The sequence below is a fragment of the Candidatus Obscuribacterales bacterium genome, assembly GCA_036703605.1.
In the GTDB taxonomy this organism is placed as follows: Bacteria; Cyanobacteriota; Cyanobacteriia; order RECH01; family RECH01; genus RECH01.
Window position 1 is genome coordinate 1 of sequence record DATNRH010000012.1, and the last position, 22333, is coordinate 22333.

Genomic DNA, 22333 nt, shown 5'->3' on the forward strand with positions numbered 1-22333 from the left:
AAATTATGCGGAACCCGGGACTTGAACCCGGAAGTCTTTGCAGACACTAGAACCTGAATCTAGCGCGTCTACCAATTCCGCCAGTTCCGCATCAGCTTTTGGCTGCGACTATCAATCATCGCTTGTCTTACGACATTCGTCAACCCAGTCAGGGGGGATTTTTTTTGAGTTTGCCCATGATTAGGTTAAGCTTGAGTAAACCTTGAATCATGCTTCATAGTCAGATCTGAGCTAGGGGGCGATCGCCTTTAGTTCCTTGGTTTTCCTAAAATGTGATATTCAGATCTGGACATTTGGCTGCTTTTCGGTAGAATCAGAACCGAAATCTTCATAACCCTACATAATTTTTGGGAGGACAGACCCATCGCTCCTTCGTCCCGCTCATCTAACTCCGCCTCTAGTGCTGAATCTAGCAACGCGGTGCTTCACATTCAGGGTGGTGCTCGTCTATCCGGGCAGGCCCACGTCAGTGGTGCAAAAAACTCTGCGCTTGTTTTGTTGGCTGGTGCATTGTTATGCCCCCAGGATTGTCGTTTGCGCAATGTTCCTTCGCTGCTAGACATTGATCGCATGATAGAAATTCTAGCCACCCTGGGTGTCAAGGTTGAGCGGGATGGTACTGCGCTGGTGATGAATGCCAGTCACATCTCCCAGTCTAAGGCTCCCTACGAACTGGTAAGCCAGTTGCGCGCTAGCTTTTTCATCATTGGGCCTTTGCTAGCCCGGCTGGGCATTGCTCGGGTGCCATTGCCCGGTGGCTGTGCCATCGGTGCTCGTCCGGTTGATCTCCACGTGCGTGGTTTGCAGGCCATGGGGGCTAATGTGCAAATCGATCGCGGTGTCGTTCATGCCTATATACCAGGGGTGCGTAAGCGGCTCCAGGGGGCACGCATCTATCTTGATTGCCCCAGTGTGGGCGCAACAGAAACGTTGATGATGGCTGCGACCCTGGCTGAGGGAGAGACCATTTTGGAGAATGCGGCCCAAGAGCCCGAAGTGGTGGATCTGGCCAACTTCTGTCGAGCGATGGGAGCCAAAATTCGCGGAGCTGGCACCAACACCATCGTGATTTCCGGTGTGCCGAACTTACACACCACGGACTATGCCGTGATCCCAGACCGGATTGAGGCTGGAACGTTTTTGATCGCTGGGGCAATTACCCATTCCGATATCACCGTATCGCCCGTGGTGCCCGAGCATCTCACCGCCGTGATTGCCAAACTGCGCACGGTGGGTGCAACGGTGCTCGTAGAAGCGCCCAACCGGCTGCGGGTGATTGGGGCCGATCGCTATCGGGCCACTGACCTCAAGACTCTCCCCTATCCTGGGTTTCCCACGGATATGCAGGCTCAGTTTATGTCACTGCTGGCGCTAAGTGAAGGCAACAGCATTGTCATTGAGAATATCTTTGAAAACCGCCTGCGCCACGTTGCGGAACTGAGCCGCATGGGGGCAGATATCCGGGTGGAGGGCAACACCGCTATTATCTGCGGGGTGCCGAAGCTGTCTGGGGCTCCGGTGGTGGCGACCGACCTGCGGGCTTCAGCGGCGCTGGTGTTGGCGGGCTTGGCAGCGGAGGGAACAACCACACTCCAAGGTCTACAGCATCTCGATCGCGGCTATGACAACTTGGAATGGAAACTGAAGCAGTTGGGTGCTGATCTACGCCGTATTCATGGCGATGCAGAACCAGTCTTGACCTATGCTCCGGTGTAGCGATCGCCCTTAATCTCTAAGTTCATTGGGATTTGGCTGATCGACCTATACCCTCTTCCTATCTAGGGAGGGGGTTTTCCATTAGATATGGTGCAAGTGTGGTTAAGCGCGGCAAGATGGAAGATAACGCACCTTTGATGTTGATATTGAGCTTTTTCCTACATACACCATGTCACAGTCTAGATTTACCTCCGAGCTTCTCCTCAGCGCAGCAACCGTTCCGGTGCTCCTGGGCATCATGGGCGGCAAGCTGATGGCCGATGTCATGCTGAGTGTTGGGCAAGCTAGTGAAGAACTGTTTCGGGGCGATCGCCTGCCCGTTTTGCACAGAACCACGCCGCCGCCGTCTGAGTCCTAACCGGGGCGATCGCCTGCCCGTTTTACACAGAACCACGCCGCCGCCGTCTGAGTCCTAACCGGGGCGATCGCTCGGGCATCGCGCGGTGTTTGCCTGCGGATGGGCAAATGTAGCCCGCGATACGTTCTAGTCCGAAAAAATGTATCAAAATTGCCAAAATCTATGGGATATAGTCGGAATTTTGAGCATTTGCGGCTTCTGAGGGATACTAGATTTTGGCTTGGGTTCTACGGGCTGGGATGGCAATCATTCTGACCTGCAAGGGCGATCGCAGCTCCTATCCTTCGGCTATGGCATGACCATTCCAGCGCGGATGTATGCTAGGAGGCTAGACATGAGATGGCGATCGACTATTGTGAGCCTAGGGCTTTGGGATCTTGTTGCCGCAGGCTAAGGGTACTGGCATGATCAGTGCAGGGTTGATAGACCAACCGTCGTTGGCTTTGCCGTTGAAGACCGCCTCGGCCTTAGGGACGTCCCATACAATTATCGAGTATTACCGCTAGGACAGACTATGAGTTCATCTCCTCACCCCTCAGATGATGCGTTTCGTTCCGGTACAGTGGTCGAACCATCTACACCTCCCGCTAGCGATCTTTCTCCAACCTCCACATCGGATCTTCTCTTTCGGCATCGCCTAAGGGTTGTAGAAGATTTATGGGAACAGGTGCTACAGCAGGAGTGCGGCCATGAAACCGTGGCATTGCTTCAAACCTTGAGGTCGGTCTGCTCCCCAGAAGAAGCGGTGATTGAAGGCGCACCCAAGGTAATTGACCTGATCGAACGCTTAGACCTCACCGAAGCTATTCGTGCGTCCCGGGCCTTCGCTCTGTACTTTCAACTCATTAACATTGTCGAGCAGCATTACGAGCAGCGAGGGCAGCAAGAGCAGTATCGAGAAGCGACTCAGCGCTACGCTACCCTGCGCAATGGGGAACAGGAAAGCAATGTTCCTAGCCTAGCCCGCACCTATGCTCAGCAGGCCAGCGCGCGCAGTGCGGCAGCAGAACGCGGCACCCAGGCTGAGATCTTAGAGAAAAGCCTGCAGGATTCGGTGATGGCTCCCCGGGAAGCACGTACCCTGCAGGGGTTGTTTCCCCAGCTTTTTCAGCTCAACGTTCCGCCTCGGCAGATTCAAACCCTGATCGACAATCTTGATGTGCGGCTGGTGTTTACTGCCCACCCCACGGAAATTGTGCGGCACACCATTCGCGACAAGCAGCGCCGCATTGACCGGATTTTGCGTCAGCTCGATCAAATTGAGGAGCGGCTGCCCTCGATCGCTTCCTCGTCGTCCCAGGAAATGGTGGATTTGTGGGAAGAACTGACGGAGGAAATCCGCCTATGGTGGCGTACCGATGAGCTGCACCAGTTTAAGCCTACGGTTCTAGACGAAGTCGACCACACCCTGCACTACTTTGATGAAGTGCTGTTTGAGGTGGTGCCCAAACTCTACCAGCGGTTTTGTAAATCCCTCAGTGATACCTTTCCTCGGCTGCGGCCACCCCGCTATAACTTTTGTCAGTTTGGCTCTTGGGTGGGATCAGACCGCGATGGCAACCCGTCGGTGACGCCGGAGGTGACATGGAAGACGGCTTGCTATCAGCGTAACTTGGTGATCTCCAAGTACATTGGCTCGGTAGATCACTTGACCCAGTTGCTCAGCCTATCGCTGCATTGGAGTGATGTCTTGCCTGACCTGCTCGATTCCCTAGAGCAGGATCAAATGCATATGCCAGATGTGTATGAGCAGCTTGCCATTCGCTATCGGCAGGAGCCCTATCGCCTCAAGCTTGCCTATATCAAAAAGCGTCTGGAAAATACTCGCGATCGCAGCCTGCAGCTCTATAACGGTGATGGCTTCCAAGATGAGCATCCGATTCTCAACCCTGCGATTATCTATCGATCGGGGCAGGAACTCTTAGCTGAACTCCATCTGATTCAGCGTAACTTGACCGAAACAGGGCTGAGCTGTCAATGGCTCGATAGTCTCATCTGCCAGGTGGAAATTTACGGTTTCAACCTAGCTCGTTTGGATATTCGCCAGGAAAGCTCGCGCCATTCCGATGCGCTGCATGAGATTGCCAACCATTTACAGATTCTGCCTCGCCCCTACGATGAACTGCCGGAACATGAACGGATCGGCTGGCTGGTGCAGGAGCTGAAAACTCGGCGACCTCTCATTCCCACAGAACTCCCCTTCTCGGAGAAGGTTTGCGAAACCATCCGCACGTTTCGTATGGTGCGTAAACTCCATCAAGAGTTTGGCCCCGAGATCTGTGAAACCTATGTGATCAGCATGAGCCACCATGTAAGCGATTTACTGGAGGTACTGCTGTTGGCGAAGGAGGCGGGGCTCTATGATCCTGCCCTTGGTGTGGGCTGCTTGAACGTGGTGCCGTTGTTTGAAACGGTGGAGGATCTGAAGCGGGCTCCGGCGGTCATGCGCCAGTTGTTTGAGTTGTCACTCTACCGCGCTTTGCTGGCTGGGGGCTATGAGGCGATGGCTGCAGAAGCTGCTTCCCGTAGCCATGAGGCGGAGATGCATGGGTCGGCCCATTCCACCTCGATTCCTGCACCCCAGGGCGATCGCCCCTCGGTGTCTCTCCAAGAAGTGATGCTAGGCTACTCGGACAGCAACAAAGATTCGGGCTTTTTGAGCAGCAACTGGGAAATCCACAAGGCCCAGCAGGCGCTCCAGCAAATTGCGGAGGGCTATGGCGTTTCCCTGCGCATCTTCCATGGGCGGGGTGGCTCGGTGGGGCGGGGCGGTGGCCCAGCCTACGAGGCCATCTTGGCCCAGCCAGGACGCAGTATTGCTGGTCGCATCAAAATTACGGAACAGGGCGAGGTGCTGGCCTCAAAATACAACCTGCCAGATTTGGCGTTGTATAACCTAGAAACCATCACTACGGCAGTGGTGCAGGCTAGCTTGCTGCGCAACGGGTTTGACGATATTGAACCCTGGCGCGAAATTATGGAAGATCTGGCGGCGCGATCGCGGGAGCATTACCGAGGGCTGATTTACGAACAGCCGGACTTCATCGACTTCTTCCATCAGGTGACGCCGATTGAGGAAATTAGTCAGCTTCAGATCAGCTCTCGTCCAGCCCGGCGGGGTGGCAAGAAGGGGCTGAGTAATCTGCGGGCCATTCCTTGGGTGTTTAGCTGGACACAGACGCGCTTCCTGTTGCCGTCGTGGTATGGCGTGGGTACCGCTTTGCAGGACTTCCTAGAGCAAGCTCCGGAAGAGCATCTGAAGCTGTTGCGCTATTTCTACTACAAGTGGTCTTTCTTCCGCATGGTGGTGTCGAAGGTGGAGATGACCTTGTCGAAGGTTGACTTGGACATTGCCCATCACTACGTGAAGGAGTTAACGCCGCCGGAGGATCGCGATCGCTTCAATCGAGTCTTTGAGCAGATTGCGAGCGAATACTACCTCACCCGTGATTTGGTGTTGGCGATTACGGGGCATGAACGGTTGCTAGACGGTGATCCCGAGCTACAGCGATCGGTGCAGCTTCGCAACAGCACCATTTTGCCCCTCGGCTTCCTGCAGGTGGCCCTGCTGAAACGGCTGCGGCAGCATAAGACCGATACCCAGTCTGGGGTGGTGCGATCGCGCTATAGTCGCGGTGAGCTGCTGCGTGGAGCCCTGTTGACCATCAACGGCATTGCTGCCGGGATGCGCAATACGGGCTGATGCTGCCAAGACCACAGCGATCGCCCCTTGGTAGGGAACCTCTAAAATACGGTGGGGCGATCGCGGCTGAAACGGTTCCCTGCTGCTGTGGATAGGGTTAGGCGATGCTAACAGGACTCCACGATCTACCCATCAGGTTGCGCGATCGCTGCATTATCATAGAACAGCCAACGTTGTTCCTCTCAAATTGTCAAATCCTCGGGACGAACGACGGCTCTGGCTATAGGATATAAGTTCAAACCTGTTAGGGTCGTTGGTGAGCCGATAATATCATGCTGTGTTGCCTCAACCCTCAATGCTCAACTCCCCACAACACAGATGACGCAACTCAGTGCGCTAACTGTGGACAGCCACTGGTGACCTCCCTGCGGGGGCACTATCGTCCTGTGCAGCTTTTGGGACAGGGAGGGTTTGGGCGCACCTACTTGGCAACCGATCAGGATCGCTTGGGCACCCGCTGTGTGATCAAGCAATTTTCGCCAAGGGTGCAGGGCACGCGGTCGCACCAAAAGGCGGTGCGCTTGTTTAACCAAGAGGCGGTGCGGCTGCATGAGCTGGGCGAACATCCTCAAATTCCCAATCTGTTGGCCTATTTTGAGCAAGACGGCTATCTTTACCTGATCCAGCAATTCATCAAAGGGCAAAATCTGTCTCAACTGGTGCGGCGGCAGGGCAGTTTTTCGGAGCCCCAACTGCGCGAGGCCCTGCTCGATATTTTGCCGGTGCTGACGTTTGTGCATGACCACCAGGTGATCCACCGCGATATCACCCCCATGAACATTCTGCAGCGGCAGATTGACAATCGCCTAGTGTTGATTGATTTTGGGGTGGCCAAACAAATTTCCGAAGCCACCGATAACCTCACCGGCACCCGCATTGGTACGGAGGGCTACGCGCCCCTCGAACAATTTCGCAGTGGACGTGCCTACCCGGCCAGTGATCTCTACAGTCTGGGTGCCACCTGTTTATACCTACTGACGCAAACTCGTCCTGATAGTCTCTACGATCCCCTAGCGGGACGATGGATCTGGCGAGAGTATCTGGCACGGCAGGAGAAAAGCATTAGCGATCGCTTGGCGGCAGTGTTGGAGCGGATGCTGAAAGATCTGGTGACGGAGCGCTACCAGTCTGCCACGGAGGTGATCCAAGATCTGACCCGTACGGTAGTGGGGAGCCCGGTGCCGCCGCCGCCCCGTTGGCGGGCTGTCAGCCCAGGGATGCCGTCAGGATCGGCGATCGCCTCTCCGCCCACGGCCCCTCCGTTGGCTGAAGACACGATTTCCTCGGTGCCCACCTCTATCTCTGGGATACCATCGTCTGGGGTACCATCGGGCGCTCCCTCAGGCTCACCTCCAGCCTCTCGCCCTCCCACCTCTGGCCCCACTGAACAGGGCTGTTTGCATGTCTTAGAGGGGCATTCATCTTGGGTAACGGGCATTGCTTTGAGTCCTGATCAGCGGGTCGTGGCTAGCAGTGGCTTGGATGACACGATTTACCTTTGGGATGCCTTTACGGGGCGGAGTATGGCCAAGCTGACCGGCCATGCCCGAGGCGTGAATGTGGTGATCGTCAGTCCCGATGGCACGACCTTGCTCAGCGGCAGCGATGATTACACCATTAAGGAATGGAATCTGAGCACAGGTAACCTGATTCGTACCTTGAAGGGGCATTCGCGGGATGTGAATGCGTTGGCCATTAGCACCAATGGCAAGCTGCTGGCCAGCGGTGGCGAAGATCGCACCATCAAGCTATGGCAGATGGGGACGGGCACGCTGCTCAAGACCTTGGTGGGCGTTGCAGGCATGATTAAGTCTGTGGCCATGAGTCCAGACAGCAGTGTTTTAGTCAGCGGCGGGTTTGATAACAAAATTAAGCTCTGGAGCCTGAGGACTGGAGAGCAACTCAAATCTTGGGTGGCGCACCGCAACTCGGTGAATGCGGTGGCGGTAAGTCCAGATAGTAAGCTGTTGGCCAGCGGCAGTAAGGATCGTACGGTACGTCTCTGGGATCTGGCTACCGGTCAGTTGCTGCATACCATGGCAGGACATAATCGAGATGTCAACACGCTGGTGTTCAGTCCCGATGGACGGATGGTGGTGACGGGGAGCAGTGATGCCACCCTAAAATTCTGGGATGTGCGGGATGGTTCCTTGTTGCGATCGCGTCGGGCTCATTTGGACTCGGTGAATGCGATCGCCCTCAGCGGGGATGGCAAAATTTTGGTGAGCGGTAGTTCTGATAAGACGGTGAAGATTTGGCAAGTTGCAGATCTGCTGTGACTCAAGAATCATTTCGGGATCCGCAAGCGATCGCTGCTGTCTAACCGGTTCAAGATTGAAGGTGATGGTGCATAACGTCTGATGACAGAAGCTATAGACGCCGTAGAAACGTCCCCAACCCTATGGCGGTTGATTCCCCATTTACAAGCGCCCGGCTCGGTGCAGATGGCCATCGATCGCTGGCTGCTGGAGCAGCATCGTGCCGGACATCATCCCCCGACGCTGCGGTTTTATACCTGGTCTCCCCCGGCTATTTCGGTGGGCTATCACCAACGACAGATTCCCGAGCACTGGGCAACGCTGCGCTGGCAGGATGCTCCCTTGTCCGTGGTGCGCCGTCCTTCTGGTGGGCGAGCGGTGCTGCATCAAGGCGATCTCACCTATGCGATGGTGACCTCTGGGCTACAGGGCGATCGCTCCACGGTCTATCGTGCCCTGTGTGAGGTGTTGATTCAAGGGTGGCGATCCCTGGGGGTTGCTCTGCACTACGGCAATGCCCAGGGCGGCTATCATCAGCATACCAACTGCTTTAGCCTAGCTACAGCGGCAGACTTGATCACCGCCAGCGGCACTAAGATGATCGGCAGCGCTCAACTGCGGCGAGGAACGGCCATTCTCCAGCATGGCTCCATGCGCCTCCATCCTGATGTCGTCCTAGCGCAGCAGGTCTTTCCCCTAGACAAGCTGGGGGATGACCAACCCCTTTTGCCGACACCATTGCAGTCCCTAGCCGATGATGTTCTGCGCCGGGTGATTAGCCATGCCCTTGCCCAAGCCGCGGAGGCTGTGTTGACTATTCAACTCCAAGAACAACCCTTGACCATGGCGGAGTGGGAGCAGATCATGGCTGATCATGATGCAGCTACCTCAGGAGATGGGGCGGCGGCTGTGCCTGATCAGACCTCAGACTAGATGAGCACCTTGCGGTGGATTGTAGGACTAGAGACCGCGCTCCATGGTCATGTTAAATCCTTCCGTGATGCGGGCGATCGCTGCTAACGTTGGGATCGAGTTTCTCCCCGGTAGCGGACATATTCAGCTAGAAAGGCCAGCAGGGCAGAAGTTGAAATTAACAGCACGCTCAGGGCATTGATATCGGGTTTAACGCCGGTGCGGATGCGGCTGAAAATTTCAATGGGCAATGGATTTGCGCCGCCGCCGGCCGTGAAGCTAGAAATCAGCAGGTCATCCATACTGAGGACAAACGACAGCAGGCAGCCCGAGATAATCGCGGGCATTAACTCGGGTACCAAAATCTTTAGGAATGCCTGCACAGGCGTAGCTCCTAGATCGAGGGCTGCTTCTTCCAGCCGTGGATCGAGGGTGGCCAGCCGTGAGGAGACCACGACGGCAATATAGGCCAGGCAAAAGACCATATGGGCGGCGATGATCGTCCATAAGCTCAAGGGAATCGCCATGGTAGCCAGAAACACTAGGGTCGCCACGGCGATCGCAATGTCAGGAATAATTAACGGTAGATAGGATACGCCTCGATACAGACTTTTGCCGGGAAAGCGATACTTGGCTAAACCGACGGCCATGAGCGTGCCCAGCACCGCCGATAGGGCTACGGCCACGGTGGCTACGGTGATGCTGTCTTGGAGCGCGGATAGAATACGTCCGTCGTTGAATAGACGGACATACCACTGCAGGCTAAAGCCTTCCCAGCGAGCGCTGTAGCGGGAGGCATTGAAGCTAAACACTGCCAAGACCAGGATGGGGATGTACATGAACCCAAACATGATCAGGGTAATGATCCCCAGAATTGGGATGGGAAACCGTCTAGGAGGCTGGGCAACGTGTTTCATGGCATTTTCCTGCAAGACCCTTAGGCTTTTGTTGCGTTGCGATCGCCATATTTCATCAAGAGAGCGATCGCAACGCTGACGGCGACAATCAACAGCATACTCAGAGCCGATCCTAGCCCCCAGTTGCGCACTCTCAAGAACTGGTTGTAGATCAGTCGCGACATGGTGCTACTGGATGCTCCACCGAGAAGCTCGGGTACAACGAAGTCACCCAAGCTGGTGATGAAAACCAGTAAGCTGCCAGCGGCAATTCCCGGTAGGGTTTGGGGTATGGTGACTTTCCAAAAGGTTTGTAGCGGCGTGGCCCCGAGATCAGCCGATGCTTCTAGTAAGCGAAGATCAAGTTTTTCCAGCGAGGCATAGAGAATCAGCACCATGTAGGGCAAAAAGCTATAGCTGAGGCCAATGCCCACGGCCACTTCGGTATAAAGCCAGTTTTGGGTGGGTAGCTGGAGGAGGGATAAAAAAGAATTGAGAACACCTGTGGGACGTAAAATCGACACCCAGGCATAGGCCCGCAGGAGAGATGATGTCCAAAGGGGCAGCACGAAGGCGATCAGCAGCAGCACCCGCCAGCGCTTCGGCGACTTCAGCGCAATCCAGTAAGACACGGGAAATCCTAAGATCAGGCAGGCTGCGGTGGTGACGAGGGCAAACCCCAGCGATCGCTCAATGACCTCTCGATAGGTTTGGTTGAGGAGCTGAATGTAATTTCCTAATCCGTAGGCTGGCGGTGCCGCACCAGGCCGCAGTCCGGGTAGAAAGCTGACATCTAGAATGAGCAGCGTGGGCAGTACGAGGAGCACCACTAGCCATAGACCGGCGGGGCCCAGCAGCAAGGTAGGCTGTATCCACCGCAGCCAGCGCCGAGGTGGCTTGGAGGGGGGACGGCTGGTCTGGAGGGTGCTCGGTGGCGTTGGTGTGGAGGTTGACATAGCTCACCCATGGGCTGGGGTTGAGTTGGGGCTGAAACCAATCTAGTTCAAGCAGGGGCACGTTGAAGGGGAGCTAAGCGCTGGATAACTCTGTCCATAAGCGATCGTAGAGTTCAATCGCCTCTCCTACTGGGGCGATGCCTTCACATTTGGCCAAGATTTCCTCGGGGGGGAATAGGTCATCGTTGGTTTTGAGGTCGTCGGGCAGTAAGTCGAAGGCGGGTTGAATGGGTGTTGCAAAAAAGAGCCGACTGACGACCTCTGCGGATACTTCAGGCTCGTAGAAGAGGTTCATCCAGGCATAGGCTGCTTCAGGGTTGGGAGCAGATTTGGGAATGACCATAGTATCGGTCCACAGGGAGGAACCGCTGTTGGGGACGACGTAGACGAGGGATGGATCTTCCAGTGTGGCAGCGATCGCATCCACAGAATAGGCCATCACCAGAGCTAAGTCGCCACTGAGTAGCTGATCTTCCCATCCGAAGGACTGGAAGGACGCCAGGGCAGGCTTTAGCTCTACTAATCGCTGGTAGGCTTCTTCAATCTCGGCTGGGTTGGTGGAATTATAGGAGTAGCCAAGGGAGCGTAGGACGGCACCCATCACTTCACGCACATCGTCCAGCAGTGTCATGCGGCGGAAGAGCTGCTCTTGGTTGTCCCATAGATCGCTCCAATCGCTGGGCTCAAAGTCTAATTGACTGGTGTTATACAGCAGCCCTGTCGTGCCCCAACTCATGGGAATGCTGTGGGCATTACCCGGATCATAGGTAGGATCCTGCCACTGGGGAAAGAGGGTATCTAGCCCCTGAATCTTGGCGTGATCTAGCTCTGACAACATGTCTAGCCGGATCATTTCCTCCACCATGTAGTCTGATGGATAAATAATGCTGTAGGCGTCCCCGCCGCCGGCCTGCATCTTGGCGAGCATGACCTCATTGGAGTCATAAATATCAATGACTACTTCGATGCCTGTGCGCTCCGTAAAGAGTTGGGCAAGCCCTTCATCGGTGTAATCTGCCCATGTATAGATGTGGAGGGTCTCGGACTGAGCATTGGCAGACCCACCGTTTGATACGGATCCGCTTTGGACATTGGAAATGCCACGGCGGCAGTTAGACAATGCTAAACCAGAGAGAACTGCTGCAGAGGCTTGTAAGAACCGTCGCCGGCTTGTCGAGATCACCCGAGGCGATCGCCCTAGGGAGCGTTGGGGATAATGATGCTTCATGGATAGTGAGTGACCCTCCGGCATACAACCTGGCAGGTGCGTCGATGCTCGACGCGTACCATAGAAACGTAGACGTTACACCTCGTCATGGCTACTCATCCCCAGGAGGATGGGCTGAACCCTGGTTCAGGGAACATAGGCCATGGGAGTGTGAAGCTTAGATCAACATGGGATACCCATGCCGTCGAAGAGCGATCGCCACCATGCCCGATGGGCAGGTTTTGATGGAGCACGGCGCAAGGCCTTAGAGATTCTGGGATTTGCGCAGATGACCAGAGCGAAACCCACGCCACGTTAGGTGTTCGATACATCGACAGACAAGATGCCCCCGGAAAATATCATTCCCTGTCTAGGCTTGTCAATGGGTAGCGATCGCTTGCTTCTATGGCTTACATGGTTAGAGCCAGACAGTCAGTGGCAGACCAGTAGACATGAATGGGCGTGTGAGGCTCGGGTAAGCTTTCTAGTCGATTGGGCTGCAACACCGTGAGGCTGTCTCCCGACAGGAGTTCTATCAGGTAATGGACATGGGTGCCTAAATACATGACATGCTTTAGGCGGCCTTCAAAGCAGTTGCTGTCGGCTGTGGGTAGGTCAAGGCTCACCTGAATTTTTTCAGGACGCACGCTAACCACTACGGGGCTATTCGTGTCTCCTGTCCAGCATTCCGATGGTTTGACGCGAATTTTCAGCCCATTTTGAGTGGTGACCTGCATATCGGCCGTGTCGGATGCTTCCACATAGCCCTGGAATAAATTGGTATCCCCAATAAAATCTGCCACAAACGGGGTTGAGGGATGTTCATAAATCTGGCTAGGAGTGCCTATTTGTTCAATCAACCCACCCCGCATCACCGCAATCCGATCGGACAAACTCAACGCTTCTTCTTGATCGTGGGTCACCATCACAAAGGTGACCCCTAAGGTTTGGTGGAGGTTGGATAACTCGACCTGCATCTCTTTACGAAGCTTGAGGTCGAGTGCACCTAAGGGTTCATCCAAGAGCACCACGGCTGGACGGTTCACCAAAGCCCGAGCTAGGGCTACCCGCTGCTGTTGTCCTCCCGAAAGCTGTGCCGGAAAGCGTTGGGCATAGTCGTCCATTTTGACAAGCTGCAGCACGTCAGCTACGCGCTGCCGCACCTGTGCCCGGCTACATTTTTTGATCCGCAGCCCGAAGGCAATGTTGTCCCACACGGTCATGTGGTTGAACAAGGCGTAGTTCTGAAAAACCGTGTTGACAGGGCGGCGATAAGGGGGCACGTAGGACATCGACTGCCCACGGATGTAGAGGTCACCGGATGAGGGTGTCTCGAATCCTGCAATCAGGCGAAGCGTGGTGGTTTTACCACAGCCTGACGGCCCCAAAATACTGAAAAACTCGCCCTTCTGGATGCTGAGATTAACACCCCGAACAGCGGTTTCTCCATCAAAGACCTTGAACACGTCGCAGAGTTCTACATCGATCCCTGCACGAGTTTCAGTTGCACGTTGGCTTTGAGCAACGGTCTGAGGCATGGCACCATATCCCCCAGTGGCGACTGATGAAAGGCGGAATAGCCCTTCGATAGCTTCAATAGCTTAATTGGTTTTTCAAGACTTGTGAATGTCTTGATGATGAATGGGTTGCTCCCCATTTAGACGCTTACCATAACACAAGTTCAGGTGTGATATGGAGGGCTTACTGTCTAATATGCCCAAAAACATGCCTAGACTATCGTTTAGGTTCCTCGATGGGAGAACATCATTCTGCGCTGAAACAAAACGACATCAATCGCTGTACACTAGCTAAGCGGGAAATCTATAGCAAGCTCAGGATGACCAGATAGACCACTGTGGTCGTTACTTAGGCGATCGCTGATCAAGGTAATGGGCAAGCATCTTTAACCCAAGTAGCATTCACACCCTAGCATTCACGTTGTCTGTGCCCTAGGGATGGGCAAGTATTAAGATTACTCTACCAGACTGCACGTTCTGTGCTCGTTGTACATGTCGATGTGCCGAGCGTTTTAGCCACATTGTCTATGACTCTGACCCAGAATCGTCCGAAGCCTCAACTCCGTCAGCGCAGTCCTCGCACTGTGGGACGACAGTACCAGTCTGTGCTTGTTCTTTTGGTGATATCGGTGTTTCTGTTGGGCGGTATGGGTGGCCGTCTTGCCTACCTTCAACTATTTGAGGGCGATCGCAACCGCCAACTCGCCGAAGATAATCGCATTCGTCTAATTCCCCAACAGCCTGAGCGGGGCCGCATTCTCGATCGCGAGGGGCGGATGTTGGCCGGTAGTCAACTATCCTACTCGGTGTTTCTTTGGCCGGTTGCCAATACCGAAGAAGACTGGCAGCCCATTATCCGTCGCCTAGCGACCATCATTAATGTTCCGGCCGATACGATTCAAAATCGTCTAGAACAGTCTGGCTATGGTTCTCCCTCCTTGGTGCGCATTGTCCGCAGTGTTGACCCAGATGTTGTCACCGCCCTGGCGGAGCTAAGCTCTGACCTAAATGGTGTGCAGGTACAGCCAGAAACTGAGCGCTTTTATCCCTACGGTGAGATTGCAGCCCATGTGTTGGGCTACACCGGAGAAATGAGTGACGAAGAACTGATTGAGCGTGAGGACGAAGGCTATCGCCTAGGAGATATTACTGGGCAGATGGGTGTGGAAGCTGCGTTTGAACCACTCCTACGGGGGCAGTGGGGTGGGCAGCAAGTGGAAGTTGATAGCTATGGGCACGTGCTTCAGGTGCTGGGGCAGAAAGAGTCGGAAGCGGGTAGTGATGTACAGCTTACGTTAGACCTCAAGCTGCAGTGGGCGGCGGAGAAGGCCTTAGGCGATCGCATTGGCGCTATTGTCGCCATCGATCCACGCAACGGCGAAGTGTTAGCCATGGTCAGCCGTCCGGTGTTTGACCCGAATATTTTCTCCAACAACATCACGACAGCTCAGTGGCAAGCGCTGCAGGAGCAGGAATTTCCCTTTGTGAACCGAGCCTTGCAGGGCTATCCTCCTGCCAGTACGTTCAAGATTGTGACCACAACCGCCGCGATCGAATCGGGGAACTACAGCCCAGATACGGTGCTGCAGACATTTCCCTTTATTCGGGCTGGTGGCATTGAATTTTGGGATTGGAACAATGCTGGATTTGGCCCCCTTGGATTTTCCGGGGCCATGGCCTACAGCAGCGATACCTTTTTCTACCAAACCGCTATTCGCATGGGTAGCCAGCCCCTAATTCAATGGACACGTCGCTTTGGCTTTGGGCAAAAAACCGGCATTGAGCTGTCCTCGGAAGAATCCTCAGGGTTGGTGCCTGATGAAAGCTGGAAACTTGAGAACATTGATGAGCCTTGGTTCCAGGGAGACACCATCAACATGTCTATCGGTCAAGGCTTTCTACAAGCGTCGCCTTTGCAGGTGGCGGTGATGTTTGCGGTGGTGGCCAATGGGGGCGATCGGGTGACACCTCATTTACTGAGGACGGCTGAACCTGTGGAGCGGTATCGCGAGAGCTTGGGCATTAGTGATGACACCTTGCGAGTGCTGCGCCAAGGCTTGCGGGAGGTCATTACTTATGGAACAGGGGCAGGGCTGAATGACGGCAACACGCCACCTATTGCAGGGAAGAGCGGTACGGCAGAAGATCCACCACGAAAATCCCATGCCTGGTTCGGAGCCTATGGGCCTGCAGACAATCCAGAAATTGTGGTCGTTGCTTTTGCTGAAAATGATGGTGGTGGTGGTAGTTCGGTAACGGGCCCCATGGTGCGTCAGGTACTGAATGCCTATTTCGGTGATGCACCTTTGCCAACGCCTCGTACCCCACCTCGTCCCGTGGACGATTCGTTAGAGCCCTAGGGGCCAGCGTTGAAGCCGATGTTTTGGACGCTAATCTCAGGATCCTGAGACTTTGGATCTTGAGATTAGCGATCGCGTCTAGGAAGTTGAACAGTCTAATAATCTACAGCCTACGGGTGAAACTAGGCATGGGTGGATTAGGGGACAGGGTGAGATAAAAAAGTTTTAGGTTCTTAGAGAAAGTACACTAACCCCTCAAAATTCCTCAACAGAGCAGGGGGAAAACCTTTCGGGGATCAGGGCAGATGAAACGATACTGCACCGCTAAGCCAAGACAGCGTATTGGTAGTCGGGTTTACAACTGATCTAAATCGCAGAGTGTTAGGTTAAAGGCGCAGTCGAATTTTTGGCGTACCTCTCCTCCACAAGCTTATGGCTCAGATTCTTGATTCCCTTCCCACAGGCGTCGATAACCCTATCACGTGCTGCTACGTAAACGCTACCAGTAAGATTCAGATCGCTCGGATTACCAATGTGCCTAACTGGTATTTTGAACGAGTTGTTTTTCCTGGACAGCGATTGCTGTTTGAAACATTAAAGCATGCCCAACTGGAGATTCATACCGGTATGATGGCAAGTGCCATTTTGTCAGATACGATTCCCTGCGATCGCCTCGAAGTTGAGGAAGCAGAGGACGGATCGATGCGGTTTATCGATCGCCGCCAGCCGGATGATGAAGCGTCTGACTACTCAGCCCCCGTGCCGGTGGCTTCGGTATCTACGGCACCTCAGGCTCTGGCTGTGGCGTTATCAGCAGATTAGGCTTGGTTGTGTTCCAAGAGCGATCGCTAGTTGGCAATGTAGTATTACATCCGCAGGTTCAGAATCCTTTGCATTTTAGGGCGCTCATATAGATTAACGCTCAAAGCTGTCTAAGCACCTGATGACTTTTTTTGAATAATGGCTTTAGAAACACACGAAACAATGGGGACATACCGTCGGTATGTCCTTTTTTCTAGGAAGCTGTGGGAGATACATAGCCATCGTCCCATGGGGTAGGGCGAATTCTGGAGAGGTTTGAACGAGCCTCATCTAGGACAGACTTCAACTCACCTAAATGCAAAATGCACATAGTTGGTTGACTGGACAAACGTTTAAGCTGGTGGCTGGCAGCCTTGCCTATGCAGGCAGAACCCGCTGACAGGGGTTCATCGTAGCCGTCGTTTCAGCCCCTTCGCGTTCATGTTTTGCTCGTCAATCAGGAAAACACCTGATCATCCATACCTTGAGGAGAGATCTAAGCGACAATGGAGAATGGTGTTGCTTAGGGATTGATCATGGCCGCTGCCCATTCAGACCTTGATATTGCTCCCTTTATTGATCATGCCCTGCTAGATGTGACGGCCACGCCCGAGCAGGTTGCTCGGTGCTGTGATGAAGCCGATCGCTTTCAGTTTGCTGCCGTTTGTGTCTATCCCATCCATGTCCGGCAAGCGGTGGAATATTTGCATAATAAAAATCCTAAGGTTTGTTCGGTGATTGGCTTTCCCACCGGCGCAACCACAGCAGCCGTGAAACTATACGAAGCCCAAGAAGCTGCCGATAATGGTGCCACCGAGTTGGATGTGGTGATGAATATTGGCTGGCTGAAAACCGGGCAGAGCCAACTGCTGCATCGAGAGCTAGCAGATATTTGCGACGCTACAGGGCAAACGGTGAAGGCAATTTTAGAAACCCATCTCCTCACCTATGAGGAAAAGCAACTGGCTGTTGATGTGTGCTTAGATGCCGGGGTACAGTTTCTAAAAACGAATACGGGTTGGTTTGGTGGTGTCACGGTGGAGGATGTGAAATTTCTCAAGGCTGCAGCCCGCGATCGCATCGGCATTAAGGCTTCCGGCGGCATTCGTACCTTTGAGCAAGCCATCGAGTTGATTCTAGCTGGCGCAACCCGTCTGGGCACCTCTCGCGGCCCGTCCCTCATTCAGCAGCGGCAGGATCCTAATGCCGAGAGTTCTACGTCAGCCTATTAGTCGTCTCCTAGTCGTCTCGGAGAAGGTAGGGCTGATGCTAGACGTTAGTAGACGTTACCTCTTTGTTCGTGACTGGATCCCCGAGGAGTCATGTCCTGTTCGTGCCCCGTTCGTGCCTAACCCCATAGTTCATGCCCAAAACCTACAAGGCTATTGGAATTAACCTCAAAGGGATGCCTCTCGGCGAGAGCGATCGCTTGCTGACGCTGCTCACCCGTGAGCAGGGGCTGATTCGGGTTGTGGCTCCCGGTGCGCGTAAACACTACTCCAAATTAGGTGGGCGTAGCGAACTGTTTGTGGTCAACCACCTGCTGATTGCCACAGGACGGAGCCTTGATAAAATTGTCCAAGCCGAGACGATTGAATCATTTCCGGGGTTAAGCCGAGATCTAAGAAAGCTTACGGCAGGGCAATATTTAGCGGAGATGGCTCTGGGGCAAGCTATGGGAGATCAGCCCCAGGATGAGCTATTTGACTTGGTGGTTGAACATCTGGGGCGTATTGCTGCCTTGCCAGGAGCTTTGGCGATCGCCACCCTCACCCATGCCATGTTTCACCTGCTGACCCTAGCGGGTCTATCTCCCCAAGTGCAGCTTTGTTGCATGACCCAGCAACCCCTGAGCCCAAACTTTAGCCAGGCAGGATGGCGGGTTGGGTTTAGTCCATCTGCAGGTGGTATTGTGCAGTTAGATCATGCTGTTGGTCTACCGAGGTATCCTGATCGCCCTCGCCGCCCACCGATTCAGCTACCGGATCAGACGGCAGAGCCTACCATCGCTCATAGGTATCGCCATCCCTCCCGCGTTCAGCCAGCGATCGCCTCCATGGGTGCCTTGGAACTCGCCGTCTTACAGCGACTTTCCCAGCCGCACCTCATTCAATCTGATGGTCGGCTCATGGCTAGTTTAACGTCTGATGGCAGTGTTTCCATCGATGCAGCCTCCTCAGTGGAGAGCGACCCGATTCCCCCTGATGTCTGGCTGTCTCTAGAGCGACTACTGCGCCACTACGCCCAGTATCATTTCGATCGCCCGATTCGGTCGGCCGACTTAATTGAAACCTGTTTTGCAGGTGTGCCCCCTGCGCCCTAACGCCATCCACCCTCTGCTATGCCGTTGTCAGATTTATGAAGCGATCGCCCCCGTCTGAGTTTGACTATCCCGTCTTCCATTCCAGTCGGCTTGAGCCAGACGGTGGTGATGCATGGAATGTGGCACCTGAGTCCGCCATATCTCCAGAGCGATCGCCCACGATCCGGCCGTCTGATTCCGCGTCTCACCATGATCCAGCCCCTATGCCCTCTTCCACTCCATCGCTCCCGGAGCAAGACTCTGGTTTTTGGCCAGTCTTAAAGAACCGTAACTTTTTGCTGATGTGGATTGGGCAAGTGTTTTCCCAACTCGCAGACAAGGTGTACCTGGTGCTGATGATTTCTATCATCGCTAACCATTTTCAGACCCCAGGGCAAAGCATTAGTGGATGGGTCTCGGCTATTATGATTGCGTTCACCATTCCTGCGATCTTGTTTGGCTCAATTGCCGGCGTTTTTGTCGATCGCTGGTCTAAGAAAGTCATTCTCACGAGTAGCAACTTACTGCGGGCAGGATTAGTGTTCCTGCTTCCAATTTTTCTGGTCATCTTCGATCCATGGGTCGAGATCTCTCAGATCCCTGCAGGGTTTGCGGTTCTCCTCGTCGTGACTTTCTGTATCTCGACCTTAACCCAGTTTTTTTCCCCTGCCGAGCAAGCAACCCTACCCCTGATTGTGCCGTCTAGGCATTTGTTATCGGCTAATTCTCTCTACACCACCACCATGATGGCGTCGGTGATTGTCGGCTTTGCTGTGGGAGAACCATTGCTGGAAGCTGCGGGGCAGTGGGTGGAAGCGGTTGGTGCATCTGTTGGTTTGGATTCAGAGGGTGGAAAAGAAGCGATCGTTGGACTAGGCTATGGAATTGCGGGATTAATTCTCCTGTTTTTGAACACCAACGAAGCGGCCCTCGATCCCCATCGAGAACATCCCCATGTCTGGCAAGACATTCAAGATGGGGTGAGGTATCTGGGCAAAAACGACCGTGTGCGAGCTGCGCTGATTCAGTTGGTGATGCTGTTCTCTGTCTTTGCTGCCCTAGCCGTACTGGCTGTACGACTGGCGGAAGTGATCCCCACGATTGAATCAGATCAATTTGGTTTCCTGTTGGCAGCCGGCGGCGTTGGTTTGGCCATGGGTGCAACGGGTATTGGCCAATTTGGACAATCCATGCCCCGTGCGCGCCTGAGTTTGTATGGGTCTCTCGGAATGGCGATCGCCCTCTGTACCCTTGCCTTGTTCACCCAACAACTGTTGCCAACGTTGATCATTATTGGACTACTGGGTATGTTTGCTGCCATCATTGCAGTACCCATGCAAACCACCATTCAAGCTGAAACTCCAGAAGCCATGAGAGGTAAAGTTTTCGGCTTACAAAACAATGCCGTTAACATTGCTCTAAGCTTGCCCTTAGCCCTAGCCAGCGTAGCGGAAAGCTATCTTGGCCTGCAAACGGTCTTTATTGGGTTGGGCGGGATGGTTGCCATGGGAGGTGTCTTAACCTGGTATATTTCCCGTAAGGGATCAATAAAAACCAGCTCTTAAATAGCTTTTTCTGCTTGAAATTCAGCCAATAGTTTATAAAGCTGTTTGCCAGAATAATCTTGCCCTCAAACGGCATCCCGCTGAGACATGGGGATTATGACATCAAACCTTTGACCTGTCTGCATTAGTCGTTCGTCCCACTTTTACATCATTTCAAACTCACTTGAATGCATATCGCTTGGCTTGGAAAAAAATCCCCCTTTTGCGGGAATGTCACCTATGGTCGAGAGATCACCAATGCGCTAGTTCATCGCGGGCATCGCGTCAGTTTTTTACACTTCTCCCAAACGGACTCAACTGAATCGACGTCCCCCCCTCAGGGGCATGATGAAGTATCGATCCCGTTTTTATACAAATCTCAGATTGCCACGATTCCCTCTCCCCGATCAGGCAAGGTCTTGTTTGATGCCCTACGGGATCTGAAACCAGATTTAGTTCATGCCTCGCTGACCCTCTCTCCGCTTGACTTCCGCCTTCCCGAGATCTGTCATGAACTCGGAATTCCCCTTGTTGCAACCTTTCATCCTCCCTTTGATCGCAAGCGGCGCAATCTTACGTCTAGCACCCAGCATCTCACCTACCAGGTCTATGCTCCATCCCTAGCGCAGTACGATCGCGTCATTGTGTTTTCCTACATCCAGCGCGACCTCCTGACGAAGCTGGGCGTGCCGTCCGATACTGTTGCGGTGATCCCCAACGGTGTGGATGTGGAAAAATACTCGCCCGGCTTCTCCAATATCAAACGTGAAGTTCAGGCTGAACGGCTATTTGTTTACCAAGGACGGGTTGCCCTTGAGAAAAATGTGGAGTCATTACTCAGGGCTTGGCGACAGGCTGATCTAGCACCCAGTAGTAAACTGCTGATTGTGGGCAATGGCCCCCTTGCCCCGTCGCTGCGGGCCTTTTACGCCCTGGATAGCAGTATTGTTTGGCTTGGTTTTATCTCCGACGAAGCGCGGCGAATCGAGATTTTGCGCGGAGCCGATGTGTTTATCCTGCCTTCCCTGGTGGAAGGTTTATCCTTGTCTTTGCTAGAGGCGATGTCGTGTGAAACGGCTTGCCTGGCCACCGATGCCGGTGCTGATGGCGAGGTGCTAGAGACTGGCGCTGGGATTGTCTTGAATACCCAACGCGTTGCCACCCAACTGCAAACGCTGATCCCAGTTTTCCAAGATCATCCCGAACTTGCTGCCCTTCTAGGACGAAAGGGACGACAGCGTGTGTTGGATCGCTATACCCTCAGCAACAATATCACCGCCTTAGAACATCTCTACGACCAATTGGTGAAGCGATCGCAGGTCTTTTTGGGCACCTCTGTGTAGCCATTCTGTGTCGCGATTCGGTTGATGTTGCGGTTTAGACAGATTAATTTGTCTATCATTTTATTAGGTGCTGACTCCTGGCACTTAATGAAACTTCACTATGTGTTGCTGTTGTCGGTCGATGCCACTCCATCCCATTTGGAGATGAGGCTCGGCCGATTCTAATAAAACTGAACAACGTGGATCGCATCGAATATCCCTGATTGACAGACAAAACTTGTTAGCCAGATTCTCGAAAGCCCTCACCCTAGATCTCCCTCCAGTGGAGAACCGTAGGGGTGGATCGGCTCCTCTCGATCTCTAGGAGGGTTTGGGGATAAGGGCTCTAAGCTTTTGTCAATCAACCAGCGAAGACTCAGTCAACCTAATCTAGTATCAGAGGTTCTTGTGGCTTTATACGCAGAATTGCATCGCCATCTCGGTGGCTCCGTTGTGCCGAGAGTGCTGTGGCGGTATCTCCATCGCCATCATCCCGATCAGGTGTCCCAGTTTCAAACCTACGATGACTTTGAAACCTTTT

At 53.8% G+C, this 22333-nt stretch carries 16 protein-coding genes and 1 tRNA gene; 12 read left to right on the top strand and 5 right to left on the bottom strand.

Translation table 11 applies throughout. The annotated features are described in order from the left end of the window. Positions 1-6 precede the first annotated feature (6 nt). Positions 7-90 (bottom strand) — tRNA-Leu (locus V6D20_00345). A gap of 330 nt (positions 91-420) precedes the next feature. Here V6D20_00345 and murA point away from each other — a divergent pair. The 6 genes from murA (at position 421) to V6D20_00375 (ending at position 8968) form a co-directional block, all read left to right on the top strand. Then, positions 421-1716 (top strand): UDP-N-acetylglucosamine 1-carboxyvinyltransferase, encoded by a 1296-nt coding sequence (gene murA, locus V6D20_00350; GenBank protein ID HEY9814247.1) that lies wholly within the window; start codon positions 421-423, stop codon positions 1714-1716. Between the two features lie 169 nt (positions 1717-1885). Then, positions 1886-2074, top strand: a complete 189-nt coding sequence (locus tag V6D20_00355) for a hypothetical protein (protein HEY9814248.1) — start codon at positions 1886-1888, stop codon at positions 2072-2074. 220 nt (positions 2075-2294) lie between these two features. Further along, the gene (locus V6D20_00360; GenBank protein ID HEY9814249.1) at positions 2295-2468 is read left to right on the top strand and encodes a hypothetical protein; all 174 of its coding nucleotides are present in this window, start codon (positions 2295-2297) and stop codon (positions 2466-2468) included. Between the two features lie 120 nt (positions 2469-2588). Then, entirely contained in the window at positions 2589-5777 is a 3189-nt protein-coding gene (locus tag V6D20_00365; protein ID HEY9814250.1) for a phosphoenolpyruvate carboxylase, read from the top strand. A 356-nt stretch (positions 5778-6133) separates the two neighbouring features. Beyond that, complete coding sequence (locus V6D20_00370) at positions 6134-8056, top strand: protein kinase (GenBank protein ID HEY9814251.1); 1923 nt, start codon at positions 6134-6136, stop codon at positions 8054-8056. Positions 8057-8137: 81 nt separating this feature from the next. Next, on the top strand, positions 8138-8968 hold the full coding sequence (locus V6D20_00375) for a biotin/lipoate A/B protein ligase family protein (GenBank protein ID HEY9814252.1): 831 nt from the start codon (positions 8138-8140) through the stop codon (positions 8966-8968). A gap of 83 nt (positions 8969-9051) precedes the next feature. Here V6D20_00375 and V6D20_00380 read toward each other — a convergent pair whose 3' ends face one another. The 4 genes from V6D20_00380 to V6D20_00395 form a co-directional block, all read right to left on the bottom strand. Further along, the gene (locus V6D20_00380) at positions 9052-9864 is read right to left on the bottom strand and encodes an ABC transporter permease (protein ID HEY9814253.1); all 813 of its coding nucleotides are present in this window, start codon (positions 9862-9864) and stop codon (positions 9052-9054) included. Positions 9865-9884: 20 nt separating this feature from the next. Beyond that, positions 9885-10799, bottom strand: coding sequence for an ABC transporter permease (locus V6D20_00385; GenBank protein HEY9814254.1), 915 nt, complete (start codon positions 10797-10799; stop codon positions 9885-9887). Positions 10800-10872: 73 nt separating this feature from the next. Further along, entirely contained in the window at positions 10873-12027 is a 1155-nt protein-coding gene (locus V6D20_00390; protein ID HEY9814255.1) for a spermidine/putrescine ABC transporter substrate-binding protein, read from the bottom strand. 389 nt (positions 12028-12416) lie between these two features. Continuing rightward, positions 12417-13544 carry an ABC transporter ATP-binding protein gene (locus V6D20_00395; protein HEY9814256.1) on the bottom strand — a complete coding sequence of 376 codons (1128 nt, stop codon included), beginning with the start codon at positions 13542-13544 and terminating at the stop codon, positions 12417-12419. Positions 13545-14050: 506 nt separating this feature from the next. Between V6D20_00395 and mrdA the strand changes: the two genes are divergently transcribed. From mrdA to V6D20_00425, 6 genes are all read left to right on the top strand, one after another. Beyond that, a complete protein-coding gene (gene mrdA, locus V6D20_00400) occupies positions 14051-15883 on the top strand; it encodes a penicillin-binding protein 2 (GenBank protein ID HEY9814257.1) in 1833 nt (610 codons plus the stop codon). 372 nt (positions 15884-16255) lie between these two features. Next, positions 16256-16645 carry a DUF1830 domain-containing protein gene (locus V6D20_00405; GenBank protein ID HEY9814258.1) on the top strand — a complete coding sequence of 130 codons (390 nt, stop codon included), beginning with the start codon at positions 16256-16258 and terminating at the stop codon, positions 16643-16645. 515 nt (positions 16646-17160) lie between these two features. Beyond that, positions 17161-17856, top strand: coding sequence for a deoxyribose-phosphate aldolase (gene deoC / locus V6D20_00410; GenBank protein ID HEY9814259.1), 696 nt, complete (start codon positions 17161-17163; stop codon positions 17854-17856). 131 nt (positions 17857-17987) lie between these two features. Continuing rightward, positions 17988-18947, top strand: coding sequence for a DNA repair protein RecO (gene recO, locus V6D20_00415; protein HEY9814260.1), 960 nt, complete (start codon positions 17988-17990; stop codon positions 18945-18947). 35 nt (positions 18948-18982) lie between these two features. After that, on the top strand, positions 18983-20491 hold the full coding sequence (locus V6D20_00420; GenBank protein HEY9814261.1) for an MFS transporter: 1509 nt from the start codon (positions 18983-18985) through the stop codon (positions 20489-20491). Positions 20492-20658: 167 nt separating this feature from the next. After that, positions 20659-21813: a glycosyltransferase family 4 protein gene (locus tag V6D20_00425; GenBank protein ID HEY9814262.1), complete on the top strand. Its 1155-nt coding sequence runs from the start codon at positions 20659-20661 to the stop codon at positions 21811-21813. The last annotated feature ends 520 nt before the right edge of the window (positions 21814-22333 follow it).

Excerpts from the sequence above, each read along its gene's own strand:
- V6D20_00355 (HEY9814248.1), top strand. The coding sequence starts at position 1,886 with ATGTCACAGTCTAGATTTACCTCCGAGCTTCTCCTCAGCGCAGCAACC.
- V6D20_00365 (HEY9814250.1), top strand. The coding sequence starts at position 2,589 with ATGAGTTCATCTCCTCACCCCTCAGATGATGCGTTTCGTTCCGGTACA.
- V6D20_00375 (HEY9814252.1), top strand. The coding sequence starts at position 8,138 with ATGACAGAAGCTATAGACGCCGTAGAAACGTCCCCAACCCTATGGCGG.
- V6D20_00380 (HEY9814253.1), bottom strand. The coding sequence starts at position 9,864 with ATGAAACACGTTGCCCAGCCTCCTAGACGGTTTCCCATCCCAATTCTG.
- V6D20_00385 (HEY9814254.1), bottom strand. The coding sequence starts at position 10,799 with ATGTCAACCTCCACACCAACGCCACCGAGCACCCTCCAGACCAGCCGT.
- V6D20_00390 (HEY9814255.1), bottom strand. The coding sequence starts at position 12,027 with ATGAAGCATCATTATCCCCAACGCTCCCTAGGGCGATCGCCTCGGGTG.
- V6D20_00395 (HEY9814256.1), bottom strand. The coding sequence starts at position 13,544 with ATGCCTCAGACCGTTGCTCAAAGCCAACGTGCAACTGAAACTCGTGCA.
- mrdA (HEY9814257.1), top strand. The coding sequence starts at position 14,051 with ATGACTCTGACCCAGAATCGTCCGAAGCCTCAACTCCGTCAGCGCAGT.
- V6D20_00405 (HEY9814258.1), top strand. The coding sequence starts at position 16,256 with ATGGCTCAGATTCTTGATTCCCTTCCCACAGGCGTCGATAACCCTATC.
- deoC (HEY9814259.1), top strand. The coding sequence starts at position 17,161 with ATGGCCGCTGCCCATTCAGACCTTGATATTGCTCCCTTTATTGATCAT.
- recO (HEY9814260.1), top strand. The coding sequence starts at position 17,988 with ATGCCCAAAACCTACAAGGCTATTGGAATTAACCTCAAAGGGATGCCT.
- V6D20_00420 (HEY9814261.1), top strand. The coding sequence starts at position 18,983 with ATGAAGCGATCGCCCCCGTCTGAGTTTGACTATCCCGTCTTCCATTCC.
- V6D20_00425 (HEY9814262.1), top strand. The coding sequence starts at position 20,659 with ATGCATATCGCTTGGCTTGGAAAAAAATCCCCCTTTTGCGGGAATGTC.